Origin of the sequence: Paraburkholderia sp. UCT70 (assembly GCF_050434085.1) — a bacterium.
Classification (GTDB): Bacteria; Pseudomonadota; Gammaproteobacteria; order Burkholderiales; family Burkholderiaceae; genus Paraburkholderia; species Paraburkholderia tuberum.
In genome coordinates this window covers 373040-395959 of sequence record NZ_JBNPVZ010000003.1, presented here as the reverse complement: position 1 = coordinate 395959, position 22920 = coordinate 373040, and the positions used below count along the sequence as shown (strand labels likewise).

Below are 22920 nucleotides of genomic sequence, written 5' to 3'. Positions count from 1 at the left end.
TCCGGCACGCTCAATTTACGATTGGGAGTCTTGAAGTTCTATGATCGAGTCGCCGGACGATATGACTGAAACGCCGTTTCGTCACGTTGGTCGCACAGGTCGACAATTGAGTGGGTAGAGACAGCGCGGCGCGTCACGGCAGGCATCACTGATCCCCCAGTGCGGCAACGCCACGCGCAGGTTGCGCGTGCTGCGCTGATGTGGCCACGCCGTTCGACTTTCCTTTGCTCTTGCGCCAGCCAGCCGGCGGCATGCCGAATTCGCGTCTGAACGCGCGACTGAATGCGGCTTCCGACTCATAGCCAATCTGTTCCGCAACAGCGTTGAGCGGCTTGCTACCGATCAGAAGTTCGTGCGCCGCAATCTGCATGCGCCATTTCGCGAGGTATTGCATGGGCGGCTGCCCCAGAAGATCGGTAAAGCGTTGCGCCAACGCGGAACGCGACAGGCCCACTTTGCGCGCAAGTTCCTCGACGGTCCACGCATGCGCCGCCTGCGCATGAAGCAGCGAGAGCGCGCGTCCAACGTAGCGGTCACGCACGCCGGCGAGCCACCCGGTCTGGTTATCAGGTAGCGCTTCAATACAGCTACGGATTGCTTCGACAAACAGCAGTTCCGATAGCCTGGCAAGCACGATCGTGCCGCCCGCGCGCGAGTCGGCCGCTTCAGCGGCAGCAAGTTCGAGAGACGACTCGAGCCATGCCGCACGCGGATCCTGGCGCATGTCGATCTTGAACAGTCGCGGCAGCGATGAGAGCAGCGGATTGTTCAAAGTATCGTCGCAGGCCAGAAAGCCGCACACGATGCGCGTCACAGCGCCCCCGCCGCCATAGGACAGCGTCATCACTTCACCGGGTGCTGTCGCCATCTGCCCCGCCAGTAGCGAGTCCGACGGCACAGGGGAAATATCGATCGCGCTGCCGATGATGTGCGTTTCACCCTGAGGCACCACGATCAGTTCGCCGGCATGGACGTGAATCGCCGAACCGGGATCGTCGGCCAGCTTCGTCCAGCAACTCCCCTCCATGATCAGATGATAAGAAACGACGCGCTCGGAAGGCGGCAAGTAAGCGCCGCAGAGCGATGCATCGGTGCGACCGATCAGACACCACGGCGCGGTGAATGTCCCGTTCAGAAACACGGCGCCGCTCAGACGAACAGCGCGCAGAACATCAGAGACTGCATCCATGGATAGCTCGCGTGAAATGCGATTTCCCGGGCGAGAAACCTGGCCGCCGTTCATTCTTCAGGATGGCCAAGGGCTCCATGTTATACCCGCAACCTCACTTGATGACAATTCCCTTACTGACGTTTTTCGCGAGGCTTATGAAACGCTTTGCGGGTCCGTTGAATACTCGCGTCTGGCAAAAAGCGCACCACGGAACGGGCGCTTCGTCAGGATGACAGGACGATCTTTGTGGACGCCCGCACTGCGCCCGCGAAGCATCGGCACGAAATGGACGATCGGTCAAGAAAGATCGACGCACGGACAGGACGGCCATGGCTTGCCGCGGGCAGAGTTCGTGACAGGAAGGAACATCACGGATCGGCGTCATCCGTACTTCGCAAACAAGCCTTCCTCGGACTCTGGAAACCTGGCGCATCACCCAACTTGCACGAATCGGTTCAAGTACAGCAACTGACCGCTTCGCGCAAACACAGTAGCGTGAGACACCGATGAAACGTCTGATAAGCCGTGCGATGTACCACCCGATCATTGCGCTATCCGTTTTCTATCTGGCCGACGTTATGCATCACGTCGATTACAGCATCGCTGGTGCATTGCTGGTTCTGACCGCGAAAACGATCTCGCGTGTTTCAAGTCTGTTCGACAAGGGATAGAGCTGCGATGCGAAGCGTTCGTCGATGAACTTCCGAGCGCGGCGCTGCAATTCAGCATTGGCATAAGAGACACTGGCTGCGATCGGCAAATCGACGAACAGAGGCCATAAAAAAGGCCTGTTCGTGATGCAAATGCACGAACATGATCGATAGAATTTCCTCTAGCACGTTTCACACGGTCCCGCGTCCGATATCTGTCGGACCGCTTTCTCACATCGGATCTCCGGTTAATTCAGCATGGCACGGCTTGCACGGCACTACGTCCCCGATCAACCGCAGCACGTTATCTTGCAAGGACTCGCGGGGCCCGCTTTCATGGACGAAGGAGACTACCTGTACTTCCTCGCCTGCGTGGCAGACGCAGCGCGCGTCGCCGATCTGGCGGTCCATGCGTGGGTGCTCATGCCTCATGCGGTACAGTTCCTCGTCACGCCTTCGTACGAGTCGAGCGTCGCCATGGCAATGCAGGCGGTTGGCCGTCGCTATGCCGAGACCTTCAACCGCCGCCATGGACGCCGCGGTGCGGTATGGCGTGGCGAGTACCGGGCGACCCTGATTGAGCCCGACCGGTATTTCCTGCTCGCGAGCCAGGTCATCGATCAGGCGCCGGTGCGCAATGGCCTGGCGGCCGAGCCGGGAAACTACCCGTGGTCGAGCTGCGCGCACCACATCGGGCTGCGTGTCGATAGGTTCATCAGGGACCATCCACTGTACCGGGCGCTCGGCAATACGCCGTTCGAGCGCCACCAGGCTTATCGCGATCTGGGCGCACAGCCTGTTGACGAACGCGAGATCAATAACCTGATGCAGTCGACGCTCAACGGCTGGGTGCTCGGCAGCCCCGCGTATTGCGAATGGGCGGCGCAGACAGCCAATCGGCGCTTCATGCCACTGCTGCTGCGCGACCGGCCGTCCACGGTTCGCACCACACGCTCGCTCGTACACGTGGACTAAGCAAAGGAAAAACAAGCGAGGAAACCTTGCTTGTTTGAGAGATGCTGCGGGCGCACTTCTTTGAAGTGCCGCTCCAGATGATGAATTCCGGGCGCGACCAGCGCATACATCAGCGTCTTCCACGAGACGTTCCAGACAAGCGGCTACGACACTTCATCTTCTGCGTACTTACTTCATGCATGCCGGCTACGTCGATTCGCAGATTGCGCGAATCGACGCAGGTCAACGCAAAACCAGTGCTGCCCCTTACATACAATAGCGCGGTCATCTTCTACGATCAAATGGTGACTGAATGCACGTTTCTTTGGGTCGTTCAACAATTGCAGCATCACGGGTTCGACCATGAACCACGATGGAGGCAACCATGCGCAGAAGAAACTTCTTACAAACAGGTGCCGCGGTTCTGGCGGTCGCGGGTGTTGCGCTGAGCGGGTCTGCGGCGACGATGAATGACGCCGTTGCCGGCGAGTCCAACGCATCGAAGCGGCAGGTAATCGATGCCGAGGTCAACGAGACCCTGTCGCGGCTGTTCGAGACGGTCAAAGGTTCAAGAGAACTCGTCGACAAGGCGAACGGCGTACTCGTGTTCCCGTCCGTGATCAAGGTTGGCTTCATCGCGGGCGGCCAATACGGTGAAGGCGCTCTGCGGGTGGGCGGGAAATCGGTTGGCTACTTCAAGACGATCTCGGGGTCATTCGGCTTGCAGGCAGGTGGACAGTCGAAGGCCATGATCTTTCTGTTCATGACGCAGCACGCGCTCGACAGCTTTCGCAAATCCAACGGTTGGTCGGTCGGTGGCGAAGGTTCGGTCGCGCTCGTGAAGGTCGGAGCAAACGGAACGATCGATACGACAACGGCCACTGAACCCGTCCAGGCGATCGTGCTGACAAATGCAGGTCTGATGGGTGACGTGTCACTTGCCGGCACAAAGGTTTCCCGACTGAAAATCTGACGACATTGCTAGCAGGGTTTGTCTGATAGGGCTTCGCGAGATTACGCGACCGCGCCGACACCGCTCGTCGCGCGAGGCCCTGCATTTCACGCAGAACACATTGCCGCTCGCGTCTGCGCGAATCCCTCGCGATAGCGAGCGGTGAGGTGTGTGGCCGTCCGCCACAGCAACGTCCGGTCGATCGTCAGGGCATGGAGCATTGCCTGCGAAAGTGCCTCGATCCCGACGCTGCCCGGCACGCACGCTGGCTCCCACGTCGCGGCAAACGCGGACTGTTTCGTCGTGTCGTTCGCGCGCGCCGGATGGAAGAAGTTCACCCGCGGCAAGCCGAACGCCAGCGCGACGATCCGTCCGTGCAGGCTGCTTCCCGCGTAGGCCCTGGCATCTGCGATCAGTGCGCAGATGTCCCATATCTCCAGCGAACGGAAGAGTTGCGTACGTGAGACCTTCATCCGTGCCGCAATCCGCTCGTAGCAGGCCATATCGTCATGCCAGGGCGCCGCACCCGCTCGAAAGAAAACAATACCAAGCCCGCTCTCGTTCGACACGCGATCGAGCTCGCGCGCAAGCACACCGAGCGTTCCGTCGTCGCCGAAATCCGCACTGAACTGCACGGCGACATACCCGTCGGGAAACGCGCTTTGCAAATCCGCCACGCCGCTTCGTTCCTTGCACGCACGAATGTTCGCGCCGAACAGCTCCGTCACCATCACCGCCGGATCCGGCACCAGCCGCGCGAGAATGCCTGCTGCGGCGAGCCCGTTCTGGGTGTGGATGTCACGCACGCTGACGTCGTCGGCTTGCGCGAGCTTCGACAGGACTTCTGCTCGCATCCCGGGATCCAGTCGCTCCACATCGACGCCGCCGGCCGCTTGATAGGTGACGCTCGACGCACAGGGAAACATCTCGCGAGACGTCATGTAGGGGGCAAGCGCATCGAGACCCGTCAGCGCACGTGCCCACGCGCGTCGCTCGTCGTTGTGCGTTTCAAGTCGCGCGACGACCTTCTGTGCCTGGTCCCACGGCAGCAGCATCACCGCCGCCTCCCAGTCGCCGCAAGTCAGGATCTCGCCGCCTGCGTGCACGATATGCACACGGTCCTTGCCGCGTTCGGCGGCCAGTTGCGCGAGCGCCTGAACAGCGTGGCCGCCATGGACGCGCAGGTCGCGCTTCGCGAGCCCGGCGAAGATCACGTCGTCGCACGCAAGCAGTTTTGCGACGACGTGAGGGAACAGCAGGTCACCCAGGTTGTGGCGATCGAAGGCGCCGAACACCACGACCGCATCATGTTTTCCTGTGTCTCGCGTCATGATTCGGGCCCCGACCTCCCTCGGTACGAACTCGCCGCTGGTCGCGCCACTCCTCCACCTGCCAGGCGATGAGTCCAGGCAGAAAGACGATGATGTCACGAATACGGCGCGCACCCGCGAGCGCGAGGCAAAGCTGCGGATGGAAACCAAGCACCGTGCCGATCAGCAGAAATCCACCTTCCTGAACGCCGAGTGCGCCAGGCACAAAGAACGCGACGCTACTGAGCGCCTGGATGAGCGACTCGAGTACGACTGCCTGCAGGAAACCTGCTTTTGCCGACAGAAAATAGAGCGCGAGCCATAGCTCGAGCGCCGTCGCGATGCATTGGAGTGATTGCCAGATGAGCAGGTAACGGATGATGACGCCGGGCCGATGCCAGAGGTCACTGATCGATTGATCGATGTGCACCGACTCGCCGACGAGCGAGCGGAACTTGCCGCTCGTGATGCGATTGAAAAGTTTCGTGAGCCGCGCGAACGGACTCGCTCGCTGCACGAACGAAAACGCCAGGAGCAGAACCGCCAGAATGGCGATGCCGCCTCCGAGCCTGGCTGCGAGGTGCAACGCCCTGGAGCCGGCATGGGCGATCAGATAGCCGATGGCCGCGATGGCGAACAGCATTTCGCTGATGAGCGTGAGCTGGAGGTCGACGACGAGGCTCGCCATGGCTGGGGCAGGCTCCATGCCCCATTTGCGCATCATGCGAAACGTCACGACTTCACCGCCCACTCGGGCAACGGGCAACATGCCGTTCACGGACTCCCGAATCCAGACGAGACGCAGTACCGCGAACAGCTTCGGGCGTATCGCGCCGCGCATCAGCATTTGCCAATTCCTTGCGTTGGCGAGCATCGGCAGAACGTGGACCATCCCTGCAAGCGCGAGCCCGGCGCCGGCCGCGCGCATCAAACCGAGCACCTTCTGCGCGTCGACGTGCCAGACGAGCCAGACCGCGATGGCCAGGCCAGCAAGTGCGGCAGCCCGGGCGAGATATTTCATAAGCTGGCGCGAGCGTAGTGTCAGTCGCTTTGAAGCGGCAGCAATAGACTTTTGCGTCCACTTCGGAGATTGAGCCGCAGCTGCGGACTCTCCCGATAACTTTTCACCGAGAATCTGGCATATCGCACCTCCGGCCTCTATTCGAGGTGTCGCATAACTCGTTCCCCGCGCGGGGAGAATGGTGTGTGATTAGCGACCGTGACGAAGTCCCCGCTGCGCGCTGCGGTGCTCAGCGACAGTCACCGGCGAAGCTGTTCGTGCACACGATTGCCGAGCGACGGCGAAGGCGGCCCACCCAACGTGTATAGGTCGTCAGATACGTTGTCTGCGCACCGGTCAGCGGACCCGTGCGAACGCACGCAGCACGGCGTCGCCGCGCGGCGTCACGCGAGGTAACCGGAAGCCCGGCCCAGCTGGCTCATTCGCAATCAACTGCAGATCGCGGAGCGCGCCAAGCTCTGCCCGATCCGAATCAATTCGTTCAGGCGCATCCTTCAACAGCAACAACGTGGCCACTTCGTGCGGGCTCAACATGTCGTTTACCTCACGGCGGGAACGAAGAACGGGCGACCAGATCCGGCCACGGCTGCATCGGCAGCACGCGAATACCGGACCCGGCAGGATATTGGTGGAAGCCTGTCGCCTATCGGGTTGACGAGCGACGTGCGCGAGGCGGACCTCGTCGTTCCGCCGTGTCAGGCGTCGCCTTTTCGACGCGCTCGAGAAAGGCGCGGACCATTTCTCCCACCTGTGCCTCGGCAACGGACTCGCCGTCCGGCTGCACTTCCGGCGCCACGGCCGCGCGCGTCATCGCGTCGACGCCCGTTGCGCAGGCCGGCAGGCCAGCGGGCATGGTGTCCTCGTGGAGCTCACGTCCGTCGTCGTGATCGTCGCCGGCGTGGCACGGTCTGATTGTTTCAGACGCGATGTCCATCCAGCCGCGGGTGTATCCGGCGAACTGCAGGGTGAGCCAAGGCATCACATCCGCTTGACGTCTGATGAACTGTTCAGGCGTCTGGGCGCGCAATACGCTTTCCCAGTGCAGCGCGGCACCCGTGACTGCGGATCTGCACGTATCCACGTTCAGCCGTATCAGCGCGCAATAACCGGCGAGGAACTGGTTGGGCAGTTGCGACACGTCGGTCGGAACGGATAGGGTAAATGGCATCTGTTTTGGGCTGCTCACGGAATATCTCTCAGGTTCTCGCGGGCACGGCGATCGCTGCCACTGCGATTCGTGAAGGTCGTTCCCACACCGGGCCGTTGGCCAGGCAGACGGTCTGAAGCCGTCTTAGAGCAGCAATTCTAACTTCGTTAAGTCGGATTACGATTTTTACCAGCCAGGGAGTTTCCCCAATATGTGGGAAATTGACACTGTGATGTGTGGGCTACACGCGAGGGACTCGAGCGCATGCCTCGACTGGGGTCGCGGCGGCGGCTGGGGCGGTGGTCACTTCATGAGTGGCGGCGACCATGGTCATTGATAGCGACCCCTTCGCGCGCCGCACGACGTGACGGGAATACCGCGCGGCGCGTTGCCATCCTCGCCATGCAAACGCTACGACGCAGCAAACAGAACCTCAACCGTCGGCGTGAAAGCTCCGCTGAAATGTCGCCAGAGGAGCCCATTACAATGACGCTATCCAAAATACGAATGCGATCTTCCATGCATCTTCCCTCGCGCCGTCGAGCGCAAAAACGAACAGCCCCGTCAGCCTGGATCGCCGCATGCGTCGCGCTTCTTTTGTTGTCGCCACCCATCCTTGCCCAGGACGAAAAGCCCGGTATCGCCTTTTCCTCGATCGAGCCCGGCGCATCGCTGCCCGCGGGCTGGAAGAACCTGCCGGTCGTGCGCGGCAAGCCCATCACGCAATACACGCTCGTTCACGACGACCACACCACTGTGCTGCAGGCGGACGCGAACCGCTCTGCTTCCGCGCTGATGCACGAGGGTGATATCGACCTCGCTCGCACACCCGTCGTGGCATGGCGCTGGAAAGCGGATAGACCGATCGAAGGCGCCGATAACCGCCTGGCGTCGAAGGAAGACGCGCCAGCGCGGCTGGTGTTCATGTTTGCCGGAGACAAGAGCAAGCTGTCGCTTTTCGACCGGGCGAAGATGGGACTGGCCAAGCAACTGAGTGGCGAACATCTGCCCTATGCCACGTTGATGTACGTGTGGTCGACCACCGCCGCGCCGGGTACCGTCATTGCCAACCCTCGCACGAACCGCGTACAGATGATCGTGGTCTCCGGTCTGCCTGGCGATGCGGGTCAGTGGCAAAGCCTGCGCCGCAATATCGTGCAAGACTATGAGCGGGTCTTTCACGAACCGCCAGGACGAATCACAGGGCTGCTGACCGATACCGACAATACCGGTGCCACGACACACGCCTGGTACGGAGACGTCCAGTTCCTTCCCGGGCCTTGATAACCGGGTGCCATCGAGTTGATCGAGCCCGTCGGCGCGGCGTGGCCGGCTGAGTGTCCCGCGCGCTTTCGTAAGCGGAGATGACGCGCCTTGCCGATCACCGGCTTGCTTTGGGGCGCAGCCATCGACCCTTCATTCCTCAGGCGCTCAGATGAGTTCCCGCAGTTTGTAGTACCACATGCCCAGAATCAAAGCCTGGGTGCGCAGCATCTTGCCGCCCGGGAACCGTCGATGCCTGATGCGGCTGAACACGTCGAATCGAGAAGCGTCGCCACCGATCGCGTTCGCGAGAATTTTGCCGGCCATTCCCGCGAGCACCAGCCCATGTCCGGAGAAGCCTTGCACATAGTAGAGGTTGTCGCCGGTACGGCCAGGATCCGGCGCGCGGTTCATCGTGACGTCGACAAAGCCGCCCCATGCATAGTCGATGTTCACGCCGTCGAGCTGCGGAAAAACGCCCGTCATGCGCCTGCGCATGCGGCCGATGACTTGCCCGCATCGCTACCGAATCCGGTGCCGATGCGCGTCCGCAGGCCAATGCCGTTCATGTGTACCCCATCGTGGTTCCGCCGGCTGCATGCCCTCTTCCACGAACGCGTCGACGGACCACGTATCGACGAACTCGTTTCGCGCCTTGCGGCGTTTGGCGATCTGGAAGTCCCGTTCCGCCACCTGAATCGCCTTGATGTTCAGCCGGTGCGCGAGCGCCGCGTCACGAAGATCGGGGGAATGGCCACGAGCGCAGCCGCGCTGCGGGCCGAGACGATGGTTGCCGCGCGGGAACGCGCGTTGCTCGATGTGCATCGTCAATACGAAATGCATAACGGAGACACCCATGGGCTGCGCGTTTTTCGCGGCCGAACGGCGCGACCAGCGGGGCGAGCGTCTATGTCCCGGTCGCGGACGAGATCGACTATCCCGCCGATCTGGAGGCCGCGCGCAACCGCCGGCAAAGCAGACGTACGTGGCAAGCGTTCAGTTGTGGGAGAAAAGCGATGTCCATTCAGGAATATGCGCCGTATCGCGGCTGCAATATCGAGGTGAACGTTACGCTATCGAAGACGCATTGGCTCGGTGGCAAATATCGCCGTTATCGCGTGTCATGGACCGTGACGTTGCCCGGCAATCCGGATCAGGAACTGCTGAGTTTTCCGGAACAGTTCGATTTTCTGACCGAGCATGAAGCGTTCAAGTATGGAGAAAATCGGGCGCACACCTTTGTCGATTCGATGTTCTCGACGCCTTCTCAAAGGCGCAGGCTCCGCGACGCGGTCGCTCGGCCCGCAACGCGCCAGGAGGTTTAATGGCTCGCGCCGGCGCGCGCCCTTTCGGAGCGGTATGGCGCGTCGCCGCGTTTGCCTATGATCCCTTCGAGCTTCGTGCGGCAGACAGAAGCGACCGGAGACACCGGGTCTTCCGGGAAGTCTTCCGACAATCGCAACACCATCTCCTTGATGTCGACAAGGCAGGGTGGCCCGCCAGCAGAACATTCTCCATCGATGTCCAGCAGTACGGCGTACCGGCGCCGCCCCAAGGAACTGCACCCCTTCACCCAGAAAGCCGCGTCCAGCACCTCGATTCTCGTGTCGCCTGTCGTCGCCGGGCCCAGCACCCCGCGCATATCCAGACCCGATTGCGGCTCAAAGAGGGAGCAGACAGCCTTCGCTTCGTCTTCTAATAGCGGCCAGAAACGCTCACCGAGAGGAATGCGCGGCACCACGCCCTCGATCGTCTGCCGGTCCAGTTTGCGCCGAGACTGGTGTTGCGCTTTTTTCATCGCGACTTGCACGACCGCCGGGCGTTGCGTCCTTTTCGTTTCGTTGGTGCGGGCGTCGTCGAATGCGTGTTCGTACCCGTCGACGAGCGCTTCCGCCATACGGCTGGTGATCACGCCCGGCAAGTCCGCGCTGCGCGCCGCGGTGGCCAGCGACCGTCCCAGCCGAAGCAGATCGTGCACAGGATTGCCCGATCACGCATTGATCCAGATCCCTGATCTGGACTGCCAGGTGGCCCGCTGCATCCGCGACCGGGCCGAGGTTCCCGAGATGGCAGTCGCCGCAAATCCACACGGGCGGGCCATCGGGCAACGCGCCGGGAGCCTGGCTGTCAAGCCACGCATAAAAGCGCCTCGCGCTTCCACGTACGTAGGCGTGCGCCGATCGAGCCATTTTGTGCCGGCGAAGCGCTGCCAGAAGGGGCGCCCGGTGGTCAGGAACCGGCAGATTTTTTAGGGACGCTTTTTTCACGACGGTATTCCTTGCTACAACGGCCATCTGCCACAACGGCGTAGCTAAAATCGTGCGGCGCTCGTCTTGACCGGGTCGCAGTAGCGCTGGCTCCGTAAAGCCACTCGCTCGGGCGACGTCGCCACCGACAGGCCGGTTCATCGATGTTTGAACACGATGCGCGCAGAGCGACGATGTTGTTCGGGGGACAGAAAGGTAAATACAATGCGACGCATGGCCGGTTTATCGTTGACGTTTTTTCGACGCAGGAGAAACATCGCACGAGATCGGAGCAGCCCCGTCCATTCCGCTGCCCCCATGTGTCGTGCTGCGCGCGGTAATCAGGAAAACATCGTCGTGGCTGATCATGCGGCGGCATCTTCCATTACTGCCCTCCTGGTGGAGTCTGAATCAAGGCTGGTCGCGTCATCAACTCCTTTGCGGGTGACCCGCGGAAACGAGGTGCGAGTTGTGCCAATCCGAGCGAGCACGCATGCGGGACTCCCATGAGCCGGTAGCCGCCGGGCTTCGAAGCACGTCCTGGACGCCGACGCTCAGCGGCTCGCTGCTCGCGCTCGTGTTCTGGTGGCAGTCACTGACGCCGACACTGATTCCGCGGTCGTGGGGAACGCAAACCGTGGTCGGCGCGTTCTGTCTGGCCATCGGCTATGGGATAGGCACATTGATCGGCCGCGGCGTGCATCGGCTACTGGAGCGATGGGGGCGCGTGGCCGGCAGCGAGATCCGACGGCGCAGCTGGATCGTTCTGGCAGCGGCGTGGCTCATTGCACTATTCGTTGGCTCGAAGCTATGGCTCGGCTGGCAGAACGAGCAGCGTAGTTTCATGGGGATGGCGCCGATCGCCTGGTTCGACGCCGTGCTGGTGATCGTCCTGTCGCCGTTCAGCGCGGTGTTGCTGGTAGTCATCGGGCGATTGACGGCGCGCGGTGTCGCCGCAGTCAAGCGGGTCATCGAGGGCCACGTGCCCCCGATCGTTTCGGTGCCGGCAACAGCGCTGCTCATCATCGTGATTGGCATGGCGCTCGGTCGCGGAGTGGCCTTTCCCGCCCTCACCACGGTCTCCAACTTCGTCCACGGGCGGGTGAACGAGAACACGACCGAGGGAATCGTGGCCCCCACGTCGCCGGCGGTGTCCGGCAGCGGCACGTCGTTCGTCGCATGGGACACCTTGGGCCGCATGGGGCGCGGCTTCGTGGCGACAGCGACAAACACGCAAGAGCTTGCGAAGTTCCACGGGACTGATGCGAGACTGGTCGATCCGGTGAGGGTCTACGTGGGAGTGCGTTCCGCGGACTCCCTCGAGCAGCGTGCGCAGATTGCGGTCCGCGAGCTCGAGCGCGCGGGCGGGTTCGAGCGGAAAGTGCTGGTCGTGTGGATACCCACCGGCACGGGCTGGATAGTCCCCAAAGCCGCGGCTTCGCTGGAGCAACTGCACCGTGGCGACACGGCGATCGTGGCGATCCAATACTCGTTCCTGCCTAGCCGACTCGCCATTTTCATGGATGCTGGTCTCGCGAACGAGGCGGGTATCACGCTCTTCAACGCGGTTCGCGCACGATGGTCGATGCTCCCGCCGAAACGACGGCCAAAGCTCGTTCTGTTCGGCAAAAGTCTCGGCGCCGCAGGGGTGGAAGCGCCTTTCGTTGGGAAAGACGCCTCTGCCTCGGTGGCCAACATGATGGCCCGAACGGATGGCGTGCTGATCGTCGGCGCCAAACAAAGCAACCCGATCCATTCGCAACTCACTCACGAGCGCGATAGCGGGTCGCCCTTCTGGCAGCCGATCTTCAATGGGGGGCGTTCGGTACGGTTCTTGAACCGCGATCCGCATCAGGTGGCATTGCACGCCGACTGGCCGGCCCCGCGAATCGTGTACCTTCAGCATCCGGCAGATCCGGCCGTGTTCTGGAGTGCCAGTGCGTTCTGGTGGCCGCCCGAATGGATGGCTCGGCCACGTGGCTTCGACGTGCCTGACGCCATGCATTGGTTTCCCATCGTTTCGGGCGTGCAGGCGGTGGGTGATCTGATTCACCAACTCGGCGTGCCGGCGGGTTTTGGTCACAACTACTCGTCGGAGGACTACGTCAACGGTTGGGCCAGCGTGGTGCCTCCCGAGGGCTGGACGCACGCCGATACCGAACGACTGGCCCGGTTCCTCGACCAGATTGCCGGCGATGAATCAGAGCCGTGACCGAGCTGAAGGCGAACGGATTGGGGCAGTGCCGTTGCAGCTTGCGGCGCGCACCGCAGAACATGGTCCAGCTAACGCCAGGCTCGTGTGAACTCGCCAACCACGCGCGCCAGATGCGCCTGCATCGCCGTGCGCGCGGCGGTCGCATCTCGCGCCATGATGGCCGCAAAGATGCGCTGATGGTCATCCTGTGACGCCGCCCGCAATGCGGGCGTATGAAAGTGCTCCTCGATCTTTTTCCACAACGGGTCGGCACGGGAGTTGTCCCACATCGCTGTCACCACGAGCCGGAGCATTTCGTTTCCCGTCGCCCGCGCGATCGCCAGATGGAAATCACGGTCAGCGGCCTCGTTCGCAGCCTTGTCGTCCATGTTTTCGCGCATCGCGCGCAACGCGGCGAAGAGCCGGTCGAGGTCTGAATCTTTGCGCTCGGTAGCGGCTAAGGCCGCGATCCCGCTTTCGATCACCGCCCGCGCGCGCAGCGTCTCGATCGGGCCCAGTCCGCGCGGCAGTTTAAACATGGCGGCGCGCGCCTCCGGCGCTTCTGCCACATAGATGCCCGAGCCGACACGGACCTCGACCACGCCCTGCACTTCCAGCGCGATGATCGCTTCCCTCACCTGCGTGCGGCTCACGCCAAAACGCTCGGCCAGCGTGCGCTCGGAAGGCAGGCGCTCACGCGGCCCGACGTCGCCGGCGACGATCAGATCGTAGATCTGCTTCGCGAGCCCGACATAGGAACGGTCGGTCGCGTCCTCATCGGCGGCGCGGCCGGTTGGCGTGTGCGAAAGATCGGCCATTCAGGATTCCAGAAAGCTTCGAAGCCGCCCAAGGATTGGCTCGAGTTCGCCAAAATGGTACACCAATTGCCGGTGTCAGCCTGCATCGGCCTGACGCCGCGCTTGCCGCCCATCGAACCAGTACAGCAGCAGTTTCAGACTACTCGAATCCGCCCGCGGCGCCGTGGTAAACCACTATCGCGCGCGGATTGGTATGCCAGTACTGTCAGACGTGACTGCGTTCGCGCCGGACCTTCGTTTTGCTTCGAGGGGGCGCCGTTGAAGAGGTCATCGCGCTGCTTCGGCGAGTCCGAGTCAGCCCCGCTGCAGCACATTCCGCAAGATTCCCTGCTTCACGCACAGAATTCGGCGGCGATCCATGGCCGCCATGTTCGCCGGCAATCGGCAAGTTCAATCCAACAAAAAGGAGACGACATGCTTTCAGGAATCCAGGTGCTTCGAGCGGCGGCGACCGCGGCATTCACGCTGTGCGCAAGCGCGGCTTTCGCGCAGGCATCGATCGTTTCAGGACCGTCCAGTGAACCAACCTGCATGGTCCCCTGGAAGAGCGACACGAAGTTCATCAAGTATCCGAAGAAGAACGGGCCCTACCGGATCGCACTCGTGAACGGCTATATCGCGAACACCTGGCGTATCCAGATGATCAAGACAGCCAAGGCCTATACGGCGCAGCCTGCCGTCGCCGCCAAGCTCAAGGAATTCAAGGTCGTCTCGACCGGCGAGGACGTGCCGGCGCAGATCTCGGCCGTCAACAACTTCATCGATGCCGGCTATGACGCGGTCATCGTGGACGCGCAAAATCCCGCCTCATTCGGCCCCGCGATCCGCCGCGCGAAGAAAGCCGGCGTCGTGCTGATCGCGTTCGACAACATCCTCGACAGCGAAGACGCGATCAACGTCAACGTCGACCAGTACGGGCTCGGCGTGCTGTGGGCCAAGTGGCTCGCGAGCCACCTGTCGAACGGAGGCAAGGTGCTCGAGGTTCGCGGGGTGGCGGGCACGTCGGTCGACACGGACCGGCACAATGGTTTCCTGAAAACGTTGGACGACACCGGCAAGAAGTGGAACGTCGTCCAGGTCTACGGCAAGTGGGACGACGGGGTCGCGCAAAAGGCCACCGCCGACGCGATTGCCGTGCAGGGCCATTTCGATGGAATTTCGGCGCAAGGCGGCGACACGGGAGTCGTGCGCGCGATGATCGATGCGAAACATCCGTTCGTGCCTTTCGGCGGCGAGACCGAGAACGGCTTTCGCAAATTCTGCGCGCAGTATGGGAGCGAGGGCCTGAAGTGTACGTCGGCTGGCACCGGTCCCGCGCAGGTGGCCGTGGCGATCAAGACGGCGCTCGCCGCGCTGGACGGCCAGACGATCCCGGTCTCGATCAAGCTGCCTCTCGACGTCACCGACGATTCGAAGCTGAAGGCGGGCGTCAACTATTTCCCGAACGACTCCGACAACTTTTTCGTCGGCAACTCGTTTCCGACTTGCGGCATCAATTTCTCTGCGCAGGAAATCATGAAGCAGAGCCAGGGCAACCAGTGATCGGATGATGGCCGGGATGTGACGGGAGACGAAGCATGCTGCAGGATGCAGAGCAGCCGTTCTTTCAGATGTCTGGCGTGTCGAAAAGCTACGGCGGCGCCGTCGCGCTGGATCACGCTGAGCTCACGGTGCGCCGGGGCCGCATTCACGCAATCCTCGGCGAGAACGGCGCGGGCAAGTCCACGTTGCTGAAGGTGATGTCCGGCGTCGTACAGCCGGACGAGGGCACGATGCACTTCGATGGCCGGCAGGTCTCGTTCGCGTCGCCGGCCGAGGCGAACGCGGCCGGCATCGTCTGCGTCTATCAGGAGCTGTCGCTGATCCCCGACTTGAGCGTGGCGGACAACATCTTCGCTTCGCACCCGCCGCGACGTTTCGGCATGATCGACCGCCGGGCCCAGCGCCGCCAGGCCGAGGAGGCGCTCGCCCGGGCGGGCGCCGCCGACATCAATCCGCTTGCGAAGGTCCGGGACCTGCCGCTGTCGCGCCAGCAGATGGTCGAGCTCGCGAAGGGGCTGGCACACGCGCCGCGCATTCTGATCCTCGACGAAGCCACCTCGGCGCTGACCGCGGCCGACGTCGCGCGCGTGATCGAGGTGCTCAAGCGCCTGCGCGAAGAGGGGCTCGCGCTGCTGTTCATCTCGCACCGGATGCACGAGGTGAAGGCGCTCGCGGACGAATGCACGGTCTACCGGAACGGCCGTCATGTGATGAGCTTCGAGGCAGGCACGCGCTCCGACAACGAGGTCGTCGAAATGATGATCGGCCGGAAGTACCAGCATGCGTTTCCGGCCAAACCCGCCCGCGACCGCAGTGCCGCTCCGGTTCTCGCCTGCCGGGATCTCGCGTGGAACGACACGCTGCAAGGCATCAGCTTTTCGTTGCAGCCCGGTGAAATCCTCGGACTGGGCGGCCTCGACGGACAAGGCCAGCGCGAACTGCTGCTGGCGCTGTTCGGCGTGTTGCGCGGGTGCGCGGGCAAGATCGAGATCGACGGCAAAGCCGTGTCGATCGGCAGTCCGTTGGCCGCGCGTGCCAACGGCATCGGTATGGCGCTGATACCGGAGGACCGCAAGACCGAAGGCTTGATGCTGCCGATGTCGGTACGCGAGAACCTGTCGTTTGCCGCGCTCGATCGCATGTCCACCGCCGGCGTAATCGATCGCGACCGCCAGCAGTCGCTCGTCGACCGGATGATGGAACTGCTTGCGATCAAGTCGTTCAGCGTCGACGCGCCCGTGAGCTCGCTGTCGGGCGGCAACCAGCAGAAGGTGGTCATCGCGAAGTGGCTGATCCGGCAGCCGAGGATCCTGCTGCTCAGCGACCCGACGCGCGGTATCGACGTCGGCACCAAGCAGGAGCTCTATCAGTTGCTCAGGCGCCTCGCCGACGAAGGCGCCGCGATCGTGTTCTATTCGACCGACTACGACGAGCTGATCGGCTGCTGTGACCGCGTGCTCGTGCTGTACGAAGGCAGAATCAAGAAGGAACTCGTCGGCTCGGCGATCACCGAGCAGAACCTGATTGCCAGTGCACTGGACCTGCCCGTCGGACAGATTTCGCCTTCCACGGGAGTCGCGCTATGAGCGGGCTGCGTTACTGGTATGCGGAGAATCGCGGGGCCGTATTCGCGTTCGGCCTGTTCGTGCTGATGTTCGCGATCTACCTGGTCAACTATCCGTCGGCGTTGTCGGCCAACGTGTTTCAGACGGCAGCGAACAAGGCGGTGCTGCTCGCGCTCGTCTCGATGGGGCAGGCGCTCGTCGTGCTGACGGCCGGCATCGACCTGTCGATCGGCATGACACTGGTGCTGACGAATTGCATCGGCTCGTGGATCGTCACGGGTGACACGCTGCACAGCGCGCTCGGCATCGCCGGCGTGCTCGCGGCGGGCGCGCTGTGCGGCGCGCTGAATGCCATGATCATCATTTTCGGCCGGCTGCAGCCGATCGTGACGACGATCGCGACGGGCGCCGTCTACTACGGCCTGGCGCTGCTGCTGCGCCCCGTGCCCGGCGGCTCGATCAACGAGGACCTCGCCGACGCACTGACCGGCAAGGTCGCCGGCGTCCTGCCGGCGAGCTTGCTGATTCTGCTCGCGGCGACGCTGATCGTCTGGATTCCTTTCAAACGCTCGGCGGTCGGGCGCGCGGCGTACGCGACCGGTTCGTCCGAACCCGCGGCTTTTCTGTCCGGCATGCCGATCCGCCGCGCGAAGTTCGCCAGCTATACGCTGGCCGGCCTGCTCACTGCGATCGGCGGCCTATTCCTGACGTTCTTCACCGACACCGGCGAAGCGAGCCTCGGCAGCGCCAACTCGTACACGCTGTTTTCGATCGCCGCGGTGGTGATAGGCGGCGTGTCGCTGCTCGGCGGCAAGGGCAGCGCGATTGGCGCGATCTTCGGCGCATTCGCGTTCCGCTCGATCGGCGACCTGCTGTTCGTGTTCAACGTCGATGCGCTGTGGCAGCCGCTATTCCAGGGTGTGATTCTTCTGCTCGCTGTCGCGATCGGCGCATGCGGGCTGTTCAGGGTACGCAACCGTCTGGAGTGGTTTCAATGAGCCACGTTTCAGCAAACAGCCGGACCACGTTCGTGTCGAGGCTCGCGCGCGGAATCGACAAACCGATCTTGATCGCGTTCGCGTGCATCGTCGCGCTGCTGCTCGTCGGCGGGATGTATTCGCGCAACTTCACGTCGCCGGAGTACATCCTGCTGCAACTGAAGGTCGGCGCGTTCCTCGGCATCATCGCGACCGGCCTGATGATGGTGATCCTGCTCGGCCACATCGACCTGTCGCTGCCGTGGACCATCACCGTCGGCGCAATGATGGCGTGCGCGGTAGCGGGGCACGGCGAACTCGGACGGATCCTCGCGATACCGGTCGGGATTGCTTGCGGCGTGCTGATTGGCGTCGTCAACGGCATCCTCGTTGCGCTGCTGCGCATTCCGTCGATGATCGCCACACTCGCGACCAATGCGGTCGCACAGGGCATCATGATCGTCTATACCGGCGGATCGTCGCCGCAGGATTCCGCGCCACAGGTGATGCGATGGCTCGCGGCGGGCTGGCTCGTACCGGGCGTGCCGAATGCCGTCGCCCTATGGCTCGTGATCGGCGGCGCCACGGTGTTCCTGTTGTCGCGTACGACCTTCGGCCGCACGCTGTACGCGATCGGCAATACCGAACGCGCGGCGTATCTGTCCGGCATCAATACGCGGCTCGTGATCGTGGCCGCATTCGCCGTGTGCAGCGCCTTCGCGGCGTTCGGCGGCGTATTGCTCGCCGGTTATGCGTCGAAGGCAGCGCAGTCGATGGGCGATGCCTACCTGTTGCCGGCGATCGCGGCAGTCGTGCTCGGCGGCACATCGATTCTGGGTGGACGAGGTTCATACCTCGGCACCGTGGCTGGCGCGATCCTCATCACGCTGCTGCAGTCGATCCTTTCAGTCGCGCAGATGCCCGAGGCGGGACGTCAGATCATCTACGGCGTGGTGATAGCGGCAATGTTGCTGCTGTATGGGCGCAGTAAGCGGGAAGCGTAGTTTGAGTCGATCCGCTGGCGCGTCCTCCCGGCCCACCAACGGCAACGGCTCCAAGCCTCTCGACTACCCTGCCAAGCGCAAGCTCATCCATGAGCATCCACCCACGCGCGCGCCCAGTCCAGGCCTGCATGGTGGGCTTCCTCCTCGCTATCGAATAGTCCCAGAATGCCTGATGCCTCGATCAGCTTTCCGCCTCGCGTAATGGTTCCGCTCGCCGCATAGCGCTCCGGTTGCAGGATGCCTTCGCCTTCCTGCTGAAGGATGGCATGCCCCCACAACGTGTACCCGTCGTAGTCGATCGTTTCCATTAGCGCACGACCCTGACGGATGCGGCGCGAGTCGTCACTCGAAGCATGTTCGCGCGTGCCTCTGGTGGATTCCAGACCTCAGCGTAGTCCGATGCGTGCGCGCCCGTGCAACGCGTCATGATCAGAACCGTGAATCCTGTCTTTTTCAAGATTGCTCCTTTCCAGCGATTTTCTTCAGCGGCTCGTCGCAACTCTCACTTTGTCCGGCACATCCAGCATCCCTACCGAAGCAGGTCCGGAATTCAGGCAAACAGAACTAGTCAGCGGCGGTGCAGTATGGCCGAGTGTGTCATTCACCGCTTTGAATCCGTTTCGATCGCCGCAGCGCGGAAAAGACGCCTGGGCATTGAGACCTCACTTGCGGGGAGCTATCGCGGAGACTGGTCGTTCGCTCGCCGCGGTCGACGAGCGTTTCGCGCTGGTCGGCGCGGGTTGAAGATGTGACATTGTATCGTCAGCCTGAGGGAGTCCTGATAGTCGCCCCCGATAGCGTCACATCCGCTGAATATGTAAGCCGCGAAGCGAGTCGACGAAGGAACGTTTCGTGCGAGCGCTACAGCATCCCTGGTTTCCCGACGGTCAGGCGAATGCACTCTTCCCCCGACAGGGGCACCGCGCCCCGCGCCGCACAAGGTAGTACGCACGCTGCCTCGTCGCAGCCCGCCCGCTCGTGGGCCGCCGATCTCGGGCCGGGGCTGGCAAGTCTCGGCTGCGATAACGATCCCAGCGGTATCGCCACATATTCACTCGCGGGCGCGTGGTATGGCTATGACCTGCTGTGGACCTGCGTGCTGTCGTATCCGTCGATGGTCGCGTTGCAGCTGGTCTCGGCGCGTGTCGCCGCCGTCACTGGACATGGCCTGACCGCGAACATGCGCGCCCACTATTCGCCGGTGTTCTTCTATTTGGCGGTGGCGCGGTTCGTGATTGCGAACACGCTGAATATCGCCGTCAATGTGATGGCGATGGCCGCGGTCGTGCAACGCTTCACTCATGGGCCGCTTTGGTTGCTTGCCCTCGCATGCGGTTGCACGTCGATTGCGTTGCAGTGGTTCATTCCCTATGCGCGCTATGCGCAGGTGCTCAAATGGTTGATGCTGCCGATGCTCGCGTATGCCAGCGTGCTGCTGATCGTCGATGTGCCGTGGCACACGGTCGTGCTGCGCTCGTTCGTGCCGCACGTCGAGTGGAAAGAAGATTTCGTCACGATGCTGATGGCCGTGCTCGGTACGACGATGAGTCCCTATCTGCTTTTTTCGCAGGCCGAGCAGGAAGCACAGGAAGAACATCGACAGCACGAACAGCACGCGGCGCGGGGCGATCGACGTTCGTCAGAGCAGCTTCGCCGGTTGCGCATGCAGACCTTGACGCGCACCGCGCTATCGAGCGTGGCCGCATTGTGCATGATGATTGCGGCTGCGGCGACGCTGCATGGTGCACAGACGCGGCCCGGCGAGCCCATGGAGCTTTCCAGGGTGCTCGAACCGCTAGTGGATGGCTACGCCGGCACACTGCTTGGGCTTGCACTGATCAGCTCGGCGCTACTCGCACTACCTTCGCTTGCGGGTTCCGCTGCGCAAGCGGTCGCGAGTTCGTTCGACTGGCCCCACGGCCAACGGCGTGATCGGCGCATTGCTGTTCTGCTCGTTGCGCTCGCGGGGCTCGGGACGCTGCTTGGCGTTGCGCTCTGCCTATGGCACGTCGACCCTGTCAAGGCGCTGTACTGGAGCGCCATCGTCAACGGTATGACGATTACGCCCGTGCTGGTGCTTCTGGTGCTGCTGAGTGCGAAACGAGAAGCGGTCGGCGAAATCGTCGCGCACTGGTCGTTACGCGCGCTCTGCTGGCTCGCGACCCTGATCACCGGTGTGGTCGTGGTCGCGCACTTCGTGCTCGAAGTGGCGGAGCGCGTGTCCTGATGAACCCCTCACGCCCGATTTGCACCGCAGACGCGCAGGCTACCTCACGCTTTTGAGATGTTCAGCGAGGCGAGCGAACATCGCGTCACACCGGTTCAGTTGTTCGATCGTGATGAACTCATCCGGCTTGTGGCCCTGATCCATGCTGCCAGGTCCACAGACCACGGTCGGAATGCCCACCTGCGCGAACAGGCCGCCTTCGGTGCCAAAGGCGACCGTTTCGTATTGCTTCGATCCGCTCAACATCTCGACCAGGCGTGCCGCGTCGCTATCGGGTGAAGTCGCCAGCCCAGGATAGGCATTCAGCATCTGCACACTGACATCGGTATCGGGCTGCACCGCGCGCATCTTCGGCAGCAATTCGGCTGCTGCATAGCTTCGCAGTTGCTCCACCACCCGGTTGGGATCAAAGCCCGGCACGCCGCGCACTTCGAAATCGAACTCGCATTCGGCGGGAACGATATTCAGCGCGCGTCCGCCCTTGATGACGCCTGTCTGCACCGTCGAGAACGGTGGATCGAAACGCGCGTCGTGATGTTCCGGCCGCGCGAGTTCGTCGCCAATCTCTTCCAGTCGGTTGATCAGCCGCGCCGCGTATTGAATCGCATTGACACCGTGCGGCGCGTACGCGGAATGACATGGCGCGCCTTTCACGTGACAGCGCATCGCAAGCTTGCTCTTGTGTCCCAGCACAGGCTTCAACCCGGTCGGTTCGCCAATCAGACACATGCGCGGCTTATGCGCGCGCTTTTCGAGTTCGGCCAGCATCGGCCGCACGCCGAGACAGCCTACCTCCTCGTCATATGAAAACGCGAGATGCACCGGCACTTCGAGCTTCGGCTTCAGGAAAGCCGGCACTGCCGCCAACACGGACGCGATGTAGCCTTTCATATCGGCTGTGCCGCGTCCGTACAGTCGCCCTTCTTTTTCGGTGAGACGAAACGGGTCGACGGTCCAAGCCTGACCGTCGACGGGCACCACATCGGTATGCCCGGACAGCACGATGCCACCACGGTCTCGCGGACCGATCGTGGCGAACAGGTTAGCCTTGGTACGCTCGGCGTTATAGAACAGCTCGCTGTCCACACCTAGATCCGCGAGGTATTGCTGCACGAAGCCGATCAGTTCCAGATTGGAGTCGCGGCTGACAGTCGCAAAACCGATCAGCCGTTCGAGCAGCGCACGGCTCGACAACTCACTCATCGCCGGGCACTCCGTAGCTCGGCGCCGCGGTTGGATTCAACGCGCGTGCGATGTAGTCCCGCATCTGCGGCCGATACGCTTGCCATAGCGCGGCAAGTTTGCCGATCGGATCGTCGTCGGCCCAATCGACACGCAGATCGACGATCGGCCAGACGTGTGTATCGACGATCTTCAGAGCCGCCGAATGCACGGGCCCTGCTTCTCCGCCAGCTTCGGCGGCCGCATGCATCGCGTGTAGCAGACGATCGGCGAGCGCGCCTTGTGCGCTCTCGAACGCTTTCACCATCGCGTCGATCACCGGCTTGCCGGCGAGCAGATTGCCCGCTGCCACACACTGATTTCCCGCGACGGCATGATGCACGCCGAGTGCTTCCTTGCCGGTGAACATCGCGGTTCGCCCCTCACTGTCGACCACCGTCACCTGCCGGTATTCGCTCCATTCGCTCGCGCCTAGCGCCCGTTCGAGCGCCGTATCCGCCGCGATACGCCCGCTTTCCAGCAGATCGAGAATCTGCGGCCCGAGCGCGGGCTGCGTCACGTTCTGCGTCGCCACCGCACCGACGCCCGCGCGCGCCCACGGACACCTCGCACCCACCGCAATGCTCGACGAACTGATCGCGATACCGAGCTGACCGGTCTTGCCACAACGTCCAACGATCGAGAATGTCATGGGTAG

General features: G+C 62.7%; 22 protein-coding genes and 2 pseudogenes. 11 read left to right on the top strand and 13 right to left on the bottom strand.

Annotation, left to right across the window (positions count from 1 at the left end; translation table 11 throughout):
- Nucleotides 1-145: 145 nt before the first annotated feature.
- The gene (locus tag OKW41_RS19650) at nt 146-1189 is read right to left on the bottom strand and encodes an AraC family transcriptional regulator (RefSeq protein WP_429573675.1); all 1044 of its coding nucleotides are present in this window, start codon (nt 1187-1189) and stop codon (nt 146-148) included.
- Nucleotides 1190-1677: 488 nt separating this feature from the next.
- Between OKW41_RS19650 and OKW41_RS19645 the strand changes: the two genes are divergently transcribed.
- The 3 genes from OKW41_RS19645 to OKW41_RS19635 all read left to right on the top strand — a co-directional run bounded on the left by OKW41_RS19645 (nt 1678) and on the right by OKW41_RS19635 (nt 3748).
- Entirely contained in the window at nt 1678-1842 is a 165-nt protein-coding gene (locus tag OKW41_RS19645) for a hypothetical protein (RefSeq protein ID WP_167368794.1), read from the top strand.
- A gap of 237 nt (nt 1843-2079) precedes the next feature.
- A complete protein-coding gene (locus OKW41_RS19640) occupies nt 2080-2796 on the top strand; it encodes a transposase (RefSeq protein WP_429573674.1) in 717 nt (238 codons plus the stop codon).
- Between the two features lie 364 nt (nt 2797-3160).
- Nucleotides 3161-3748 carry a BPSL1445 family SYLF domain-containing lipoprotein gene (locus OKW41_RS19635; protein ID WP_429574345.1) on the top strand — a complete coding sequence of 196 codons (588 nt, stop codon included), beginning with the start codon at nt 3161-3163 and terminating at the stop codon, nt 3746-3748.
- An 86-nt stretch (nt 3749-3834) separates the two neighbouring features.
- Here OKW41_RS19635 and OKW41_RS19630 read toward each other — a convergent pair whose 3' ends face one another.
- The 4 genes from OKW41_RS19630 to OKW41_RS19615 all read right to left on the bottom strand — a co-directional run bounded on the left by OKW41_RS19630 (nt 3835) and on the right by OKW41_RS19615 (nt 7244).
- Complete coding sequence (locus OKW41_RS19630) at nt 3835-5058, bottom strand: polysaccharide pyruvyl transferase family protein (protein WP_429573673.1); 1224 nt, start codon at nt 5056-5058, stop codon at nt 3835-3837.
- A complete protein-coding gene (locus tag OKW41_RS19625) occupies nt 5033-6058 on the bottom strand; it encodes a lysylphosphatidylglycerol synthase domain-containing protein (RefSeq protein ID WP_429573672.1) in 1026 nt (341 codons plus the stop codon). The genes OKW41_RS19630 and OKW41_RS19625 overlap by 26 nt, the downstream gene beginning before the upstream one ends.
- A gap of 336 nt (nt 6059-6394) precedes the next feature.
- On the bottom strand, nt 6395-6592 hold the full coding sequence (locus OKW41_RS19620) for a hypothetical protein (RefSeq protein ID WP_429573671.1): 198 nt from the start codon (nt 6590-6592) through the stop codon (nt 6395-6397).
- Nucleotides 6593-6701: 109 nt separating this feature from the next.
- Nucleotides 6702-7244, bottom strand: coding sequence for a phasin family protein (locus OKW41_RS19615; RefSeq protein ID WP_429573670.1), 543 nt, complete (start codon nt 7242-7244; stop codon nt 6702-6704).
- A gap of 480 nt (nt 7245-7724) precedes the next feature.
- On the opposite strand from OKW41_RS19615, the gene OKW41_RS19610 reads away from it, so the two are divergent.
- Nucleotides 7725-8489 (top strand): DUF3047 domain-containing protein, encoded by a 765-nt coding sequence (locus tag OKW41_RS19610; protein ID WP_429574344.1) that lies wholly within the window; start codon nt 7725-7727, stop codon nt 8487-8489.
- Nucleotides 8490-8636: 147 nt separating this feature from the next.
- Here the strand turns inward: OKW41_RS19610 and OKW41_RS19605 are convergent.
- Nucleotides 8637-8978, bottom strand: a pseudogene (locus OKW41_RS19605) (NAD(P)/FAD-dependent oxidoreductase); the annotation flags it as partial.
- 12 nt (nt 8979-8990) lie between these two features.
- A complete protein-coding gene (locus OKW41_RS19600) occupies nt 8991-9326 on the bottom strand; it encodes a hypothetical protein (RefSeq protein ID WP_429573669.1) in 336 nt (111 codons plus the stop codon).
- Between the two features lie 158 nt (nt 9327-9484).
- Between OKW41_RS19600 and OKW41_RS19595 the strand changes: the two genes are divergently transcribed.
- The gene (locus OKW41_RS19595; RefSeq protein ID WP_429573668.1) at nt 9485-9793 is read left to right on the top strand and encodes a hypothetical protein; all 309 of its coding nucleotides are present in this window, start codon (nt 9485-9487) and stop codon (nt 9791-9793) included.
- Here the strand turns inward: OKW41_RS19595 and OKW41_RS19590 are convergent.
- Nucleotides 9790-10446 (bottom strand): DUF2252 family protein, encoded by a 657-nt coding sequence (locus OKW41_RS19590; protein WP_429573667.1) that lies wholly within the window; start codon nt 10444-10446, stop codon nt 9790-9792. The genes OKW41_RS19595 and OKW41_RS19590 overlap by 4 nt on opposite strands.
- A 70-nt stretch (nt 10447-10516) precedes the next feature.
- Nucleotides 10517-10657: pseudogene (locus OKW41_RS19585) on the bottom strand (DUF2252 family protein); the annotation flags it as partial.
- 526 nt (nt 10658-11183) lie between these two features.
- Between OKW41_RS19585 and OKW41_RS19580 the strand changes: the two are divergent.
- Nucleotides 11184-12926: an alpha/beta hydrolase gene (locus OKW41_RS19580; RefSeq protein ID WP_429573666.1), complete on the top strand. Its 1743-nt coding sequence runs from the start codon at nt 11184-11186 to the stop codon at nt 12924-12926.
- A 71-nt stretch (nt 12927-12997) separates the two neighbouring features.
- Here OKW41_RS19580 and OKW41_RS19575 read toward each other — a convergent pair whose 3' ends face one another.
- Nucleotides 12998-13726, bottom strand: coding sequence for a FadR/GntR family transcriptional regulator (locus OKW41_RS19575; RefSeq protein WP_429573665.1), 729 nt, complete (start codon nt 13724-13726; stop codon nt 12998-13000).
- Between the two features lie 414 nt (nt 13727-14140).
- Between OKW41_RS19575 and OKW41_RS19570 the strand changes: the two genes are divergently transcribed.
- The 4 genes from OKW41_RS19570 to OKW41_RS19555 are packed head-to-tail and all read left to right on the top strand — an operon-like array spanning nt 14141 to nt 18814.
- Nucleotides 14141-15268 carry a sugar ABC transporter substrate-binding protein gene (locus OKW41_RS19570; protein ID WP_429573664.1) on the top strand — a complete coding sequence of 376 codons (1128 nt, stop codon included), beginning with the start codon at nt 14141-14143 and terminating at the stop codon, nt 15266-15268.
- Nucleotides 15269-15303: 35 nt separating this feature from the next.
- Nucleotides 15304-16854 (top strand): sugar ABC transporter ATP-binding protein, encoded by a 1551-nt coding sequence (locus OKW41_RS19565; protein ID WP_429573663.1) that lies wholly within the window; start codon nt 15304-15306, stop codon nt 16852-16854.
- Entirely contained in the window at nt 16851-17831 is a 981-nt protein-coding gene (locus tag OKW41_RS19560) for an ABC transporter permease (RefSeq protein ID WP_429573662.1), read from the top strand. The genes OKW41_RS19565 and OKW41_RS19560 overlap by 4 nt, the downstream gene beginning before the upstream one ends.
- Nucleotides 17828-18814: an ABC transporter permease gene (locus tag OKW41_RS19555; protein WP_429573661.1), complete on the top strand. Its 987-nt coding sequence runs from the start codon at nt 17828-17830 to the stop codon at nt 18812-18814. The genes OKW41_RS19560 and OKW41_RS19555 overlap by 4 nt, the downstream gene beginning before the upstream one ends.
- An 83-nt stretch (nt 18815-18897) precedes the next feature.
- On the opposite strand, the gene OKW41_RS19550 is transcribed toward OKW41_RS19555, so the two are convergent.
- A complete protein-coding gene (locus OKW41_RS19550) occupies nt 18898-19122 on the bottom strand; it encodes a hypothetical protein (RefSeq protein WP_018422453.1) in 225 nt (74 codons plus the stop codon).
- Nucleotides 19123-19709: 587 nt separating this feature from the next.
- Between OKW41_RS19550 and OKW41_RS19545 the strand changes: the two genes are divergently transcribed.
- Nucleotides 19710-21041 carry an NRAMP family divalent metal transporter gene (locus tag OKW41_RS19545; protein WP_429573660.1) on the top strand — a complete coding sequence of 444 codons (1332 nt, stop codon included), beginning with the start codon at nt 19710-19712 and terminating at the stop codon, nt 21039-21041.
- A 39-nt stretch (nt 21042-21080) separates the two neighbouring features.
- Here OKW41_RS19545 and argE read toward each other — a convergent pair whose 3' ends face one another.
- Together argE and OKW41_RS19535 are read right to left on the bottom strand one after the other, a co-directional pair.
- Entirely contained in the window at nt 21081-22244 is a 1164-nt protein-coding gene (argE, locus tag OKW41_RS19540) for an acetylornithine deacetylase (RefSeq protein ID WP_429573659.1), read from the bottom strand.
- Nucleotides 22237-22914, bottom strand: coding sequence for a DUF1028 domain-containing protein (locus OKW41_RS19535; protein WP_184024164.1), 678 nt, complete (start codon nt 22912-22914; stop codon nt 22237-22239). The genes argE and OKW41_RS19535 overlap by 8 nt, the downstream gene beginning before the upstream one ends.
- Nucleotides 22915-22920: the final 6 nt, after the last annotated feature.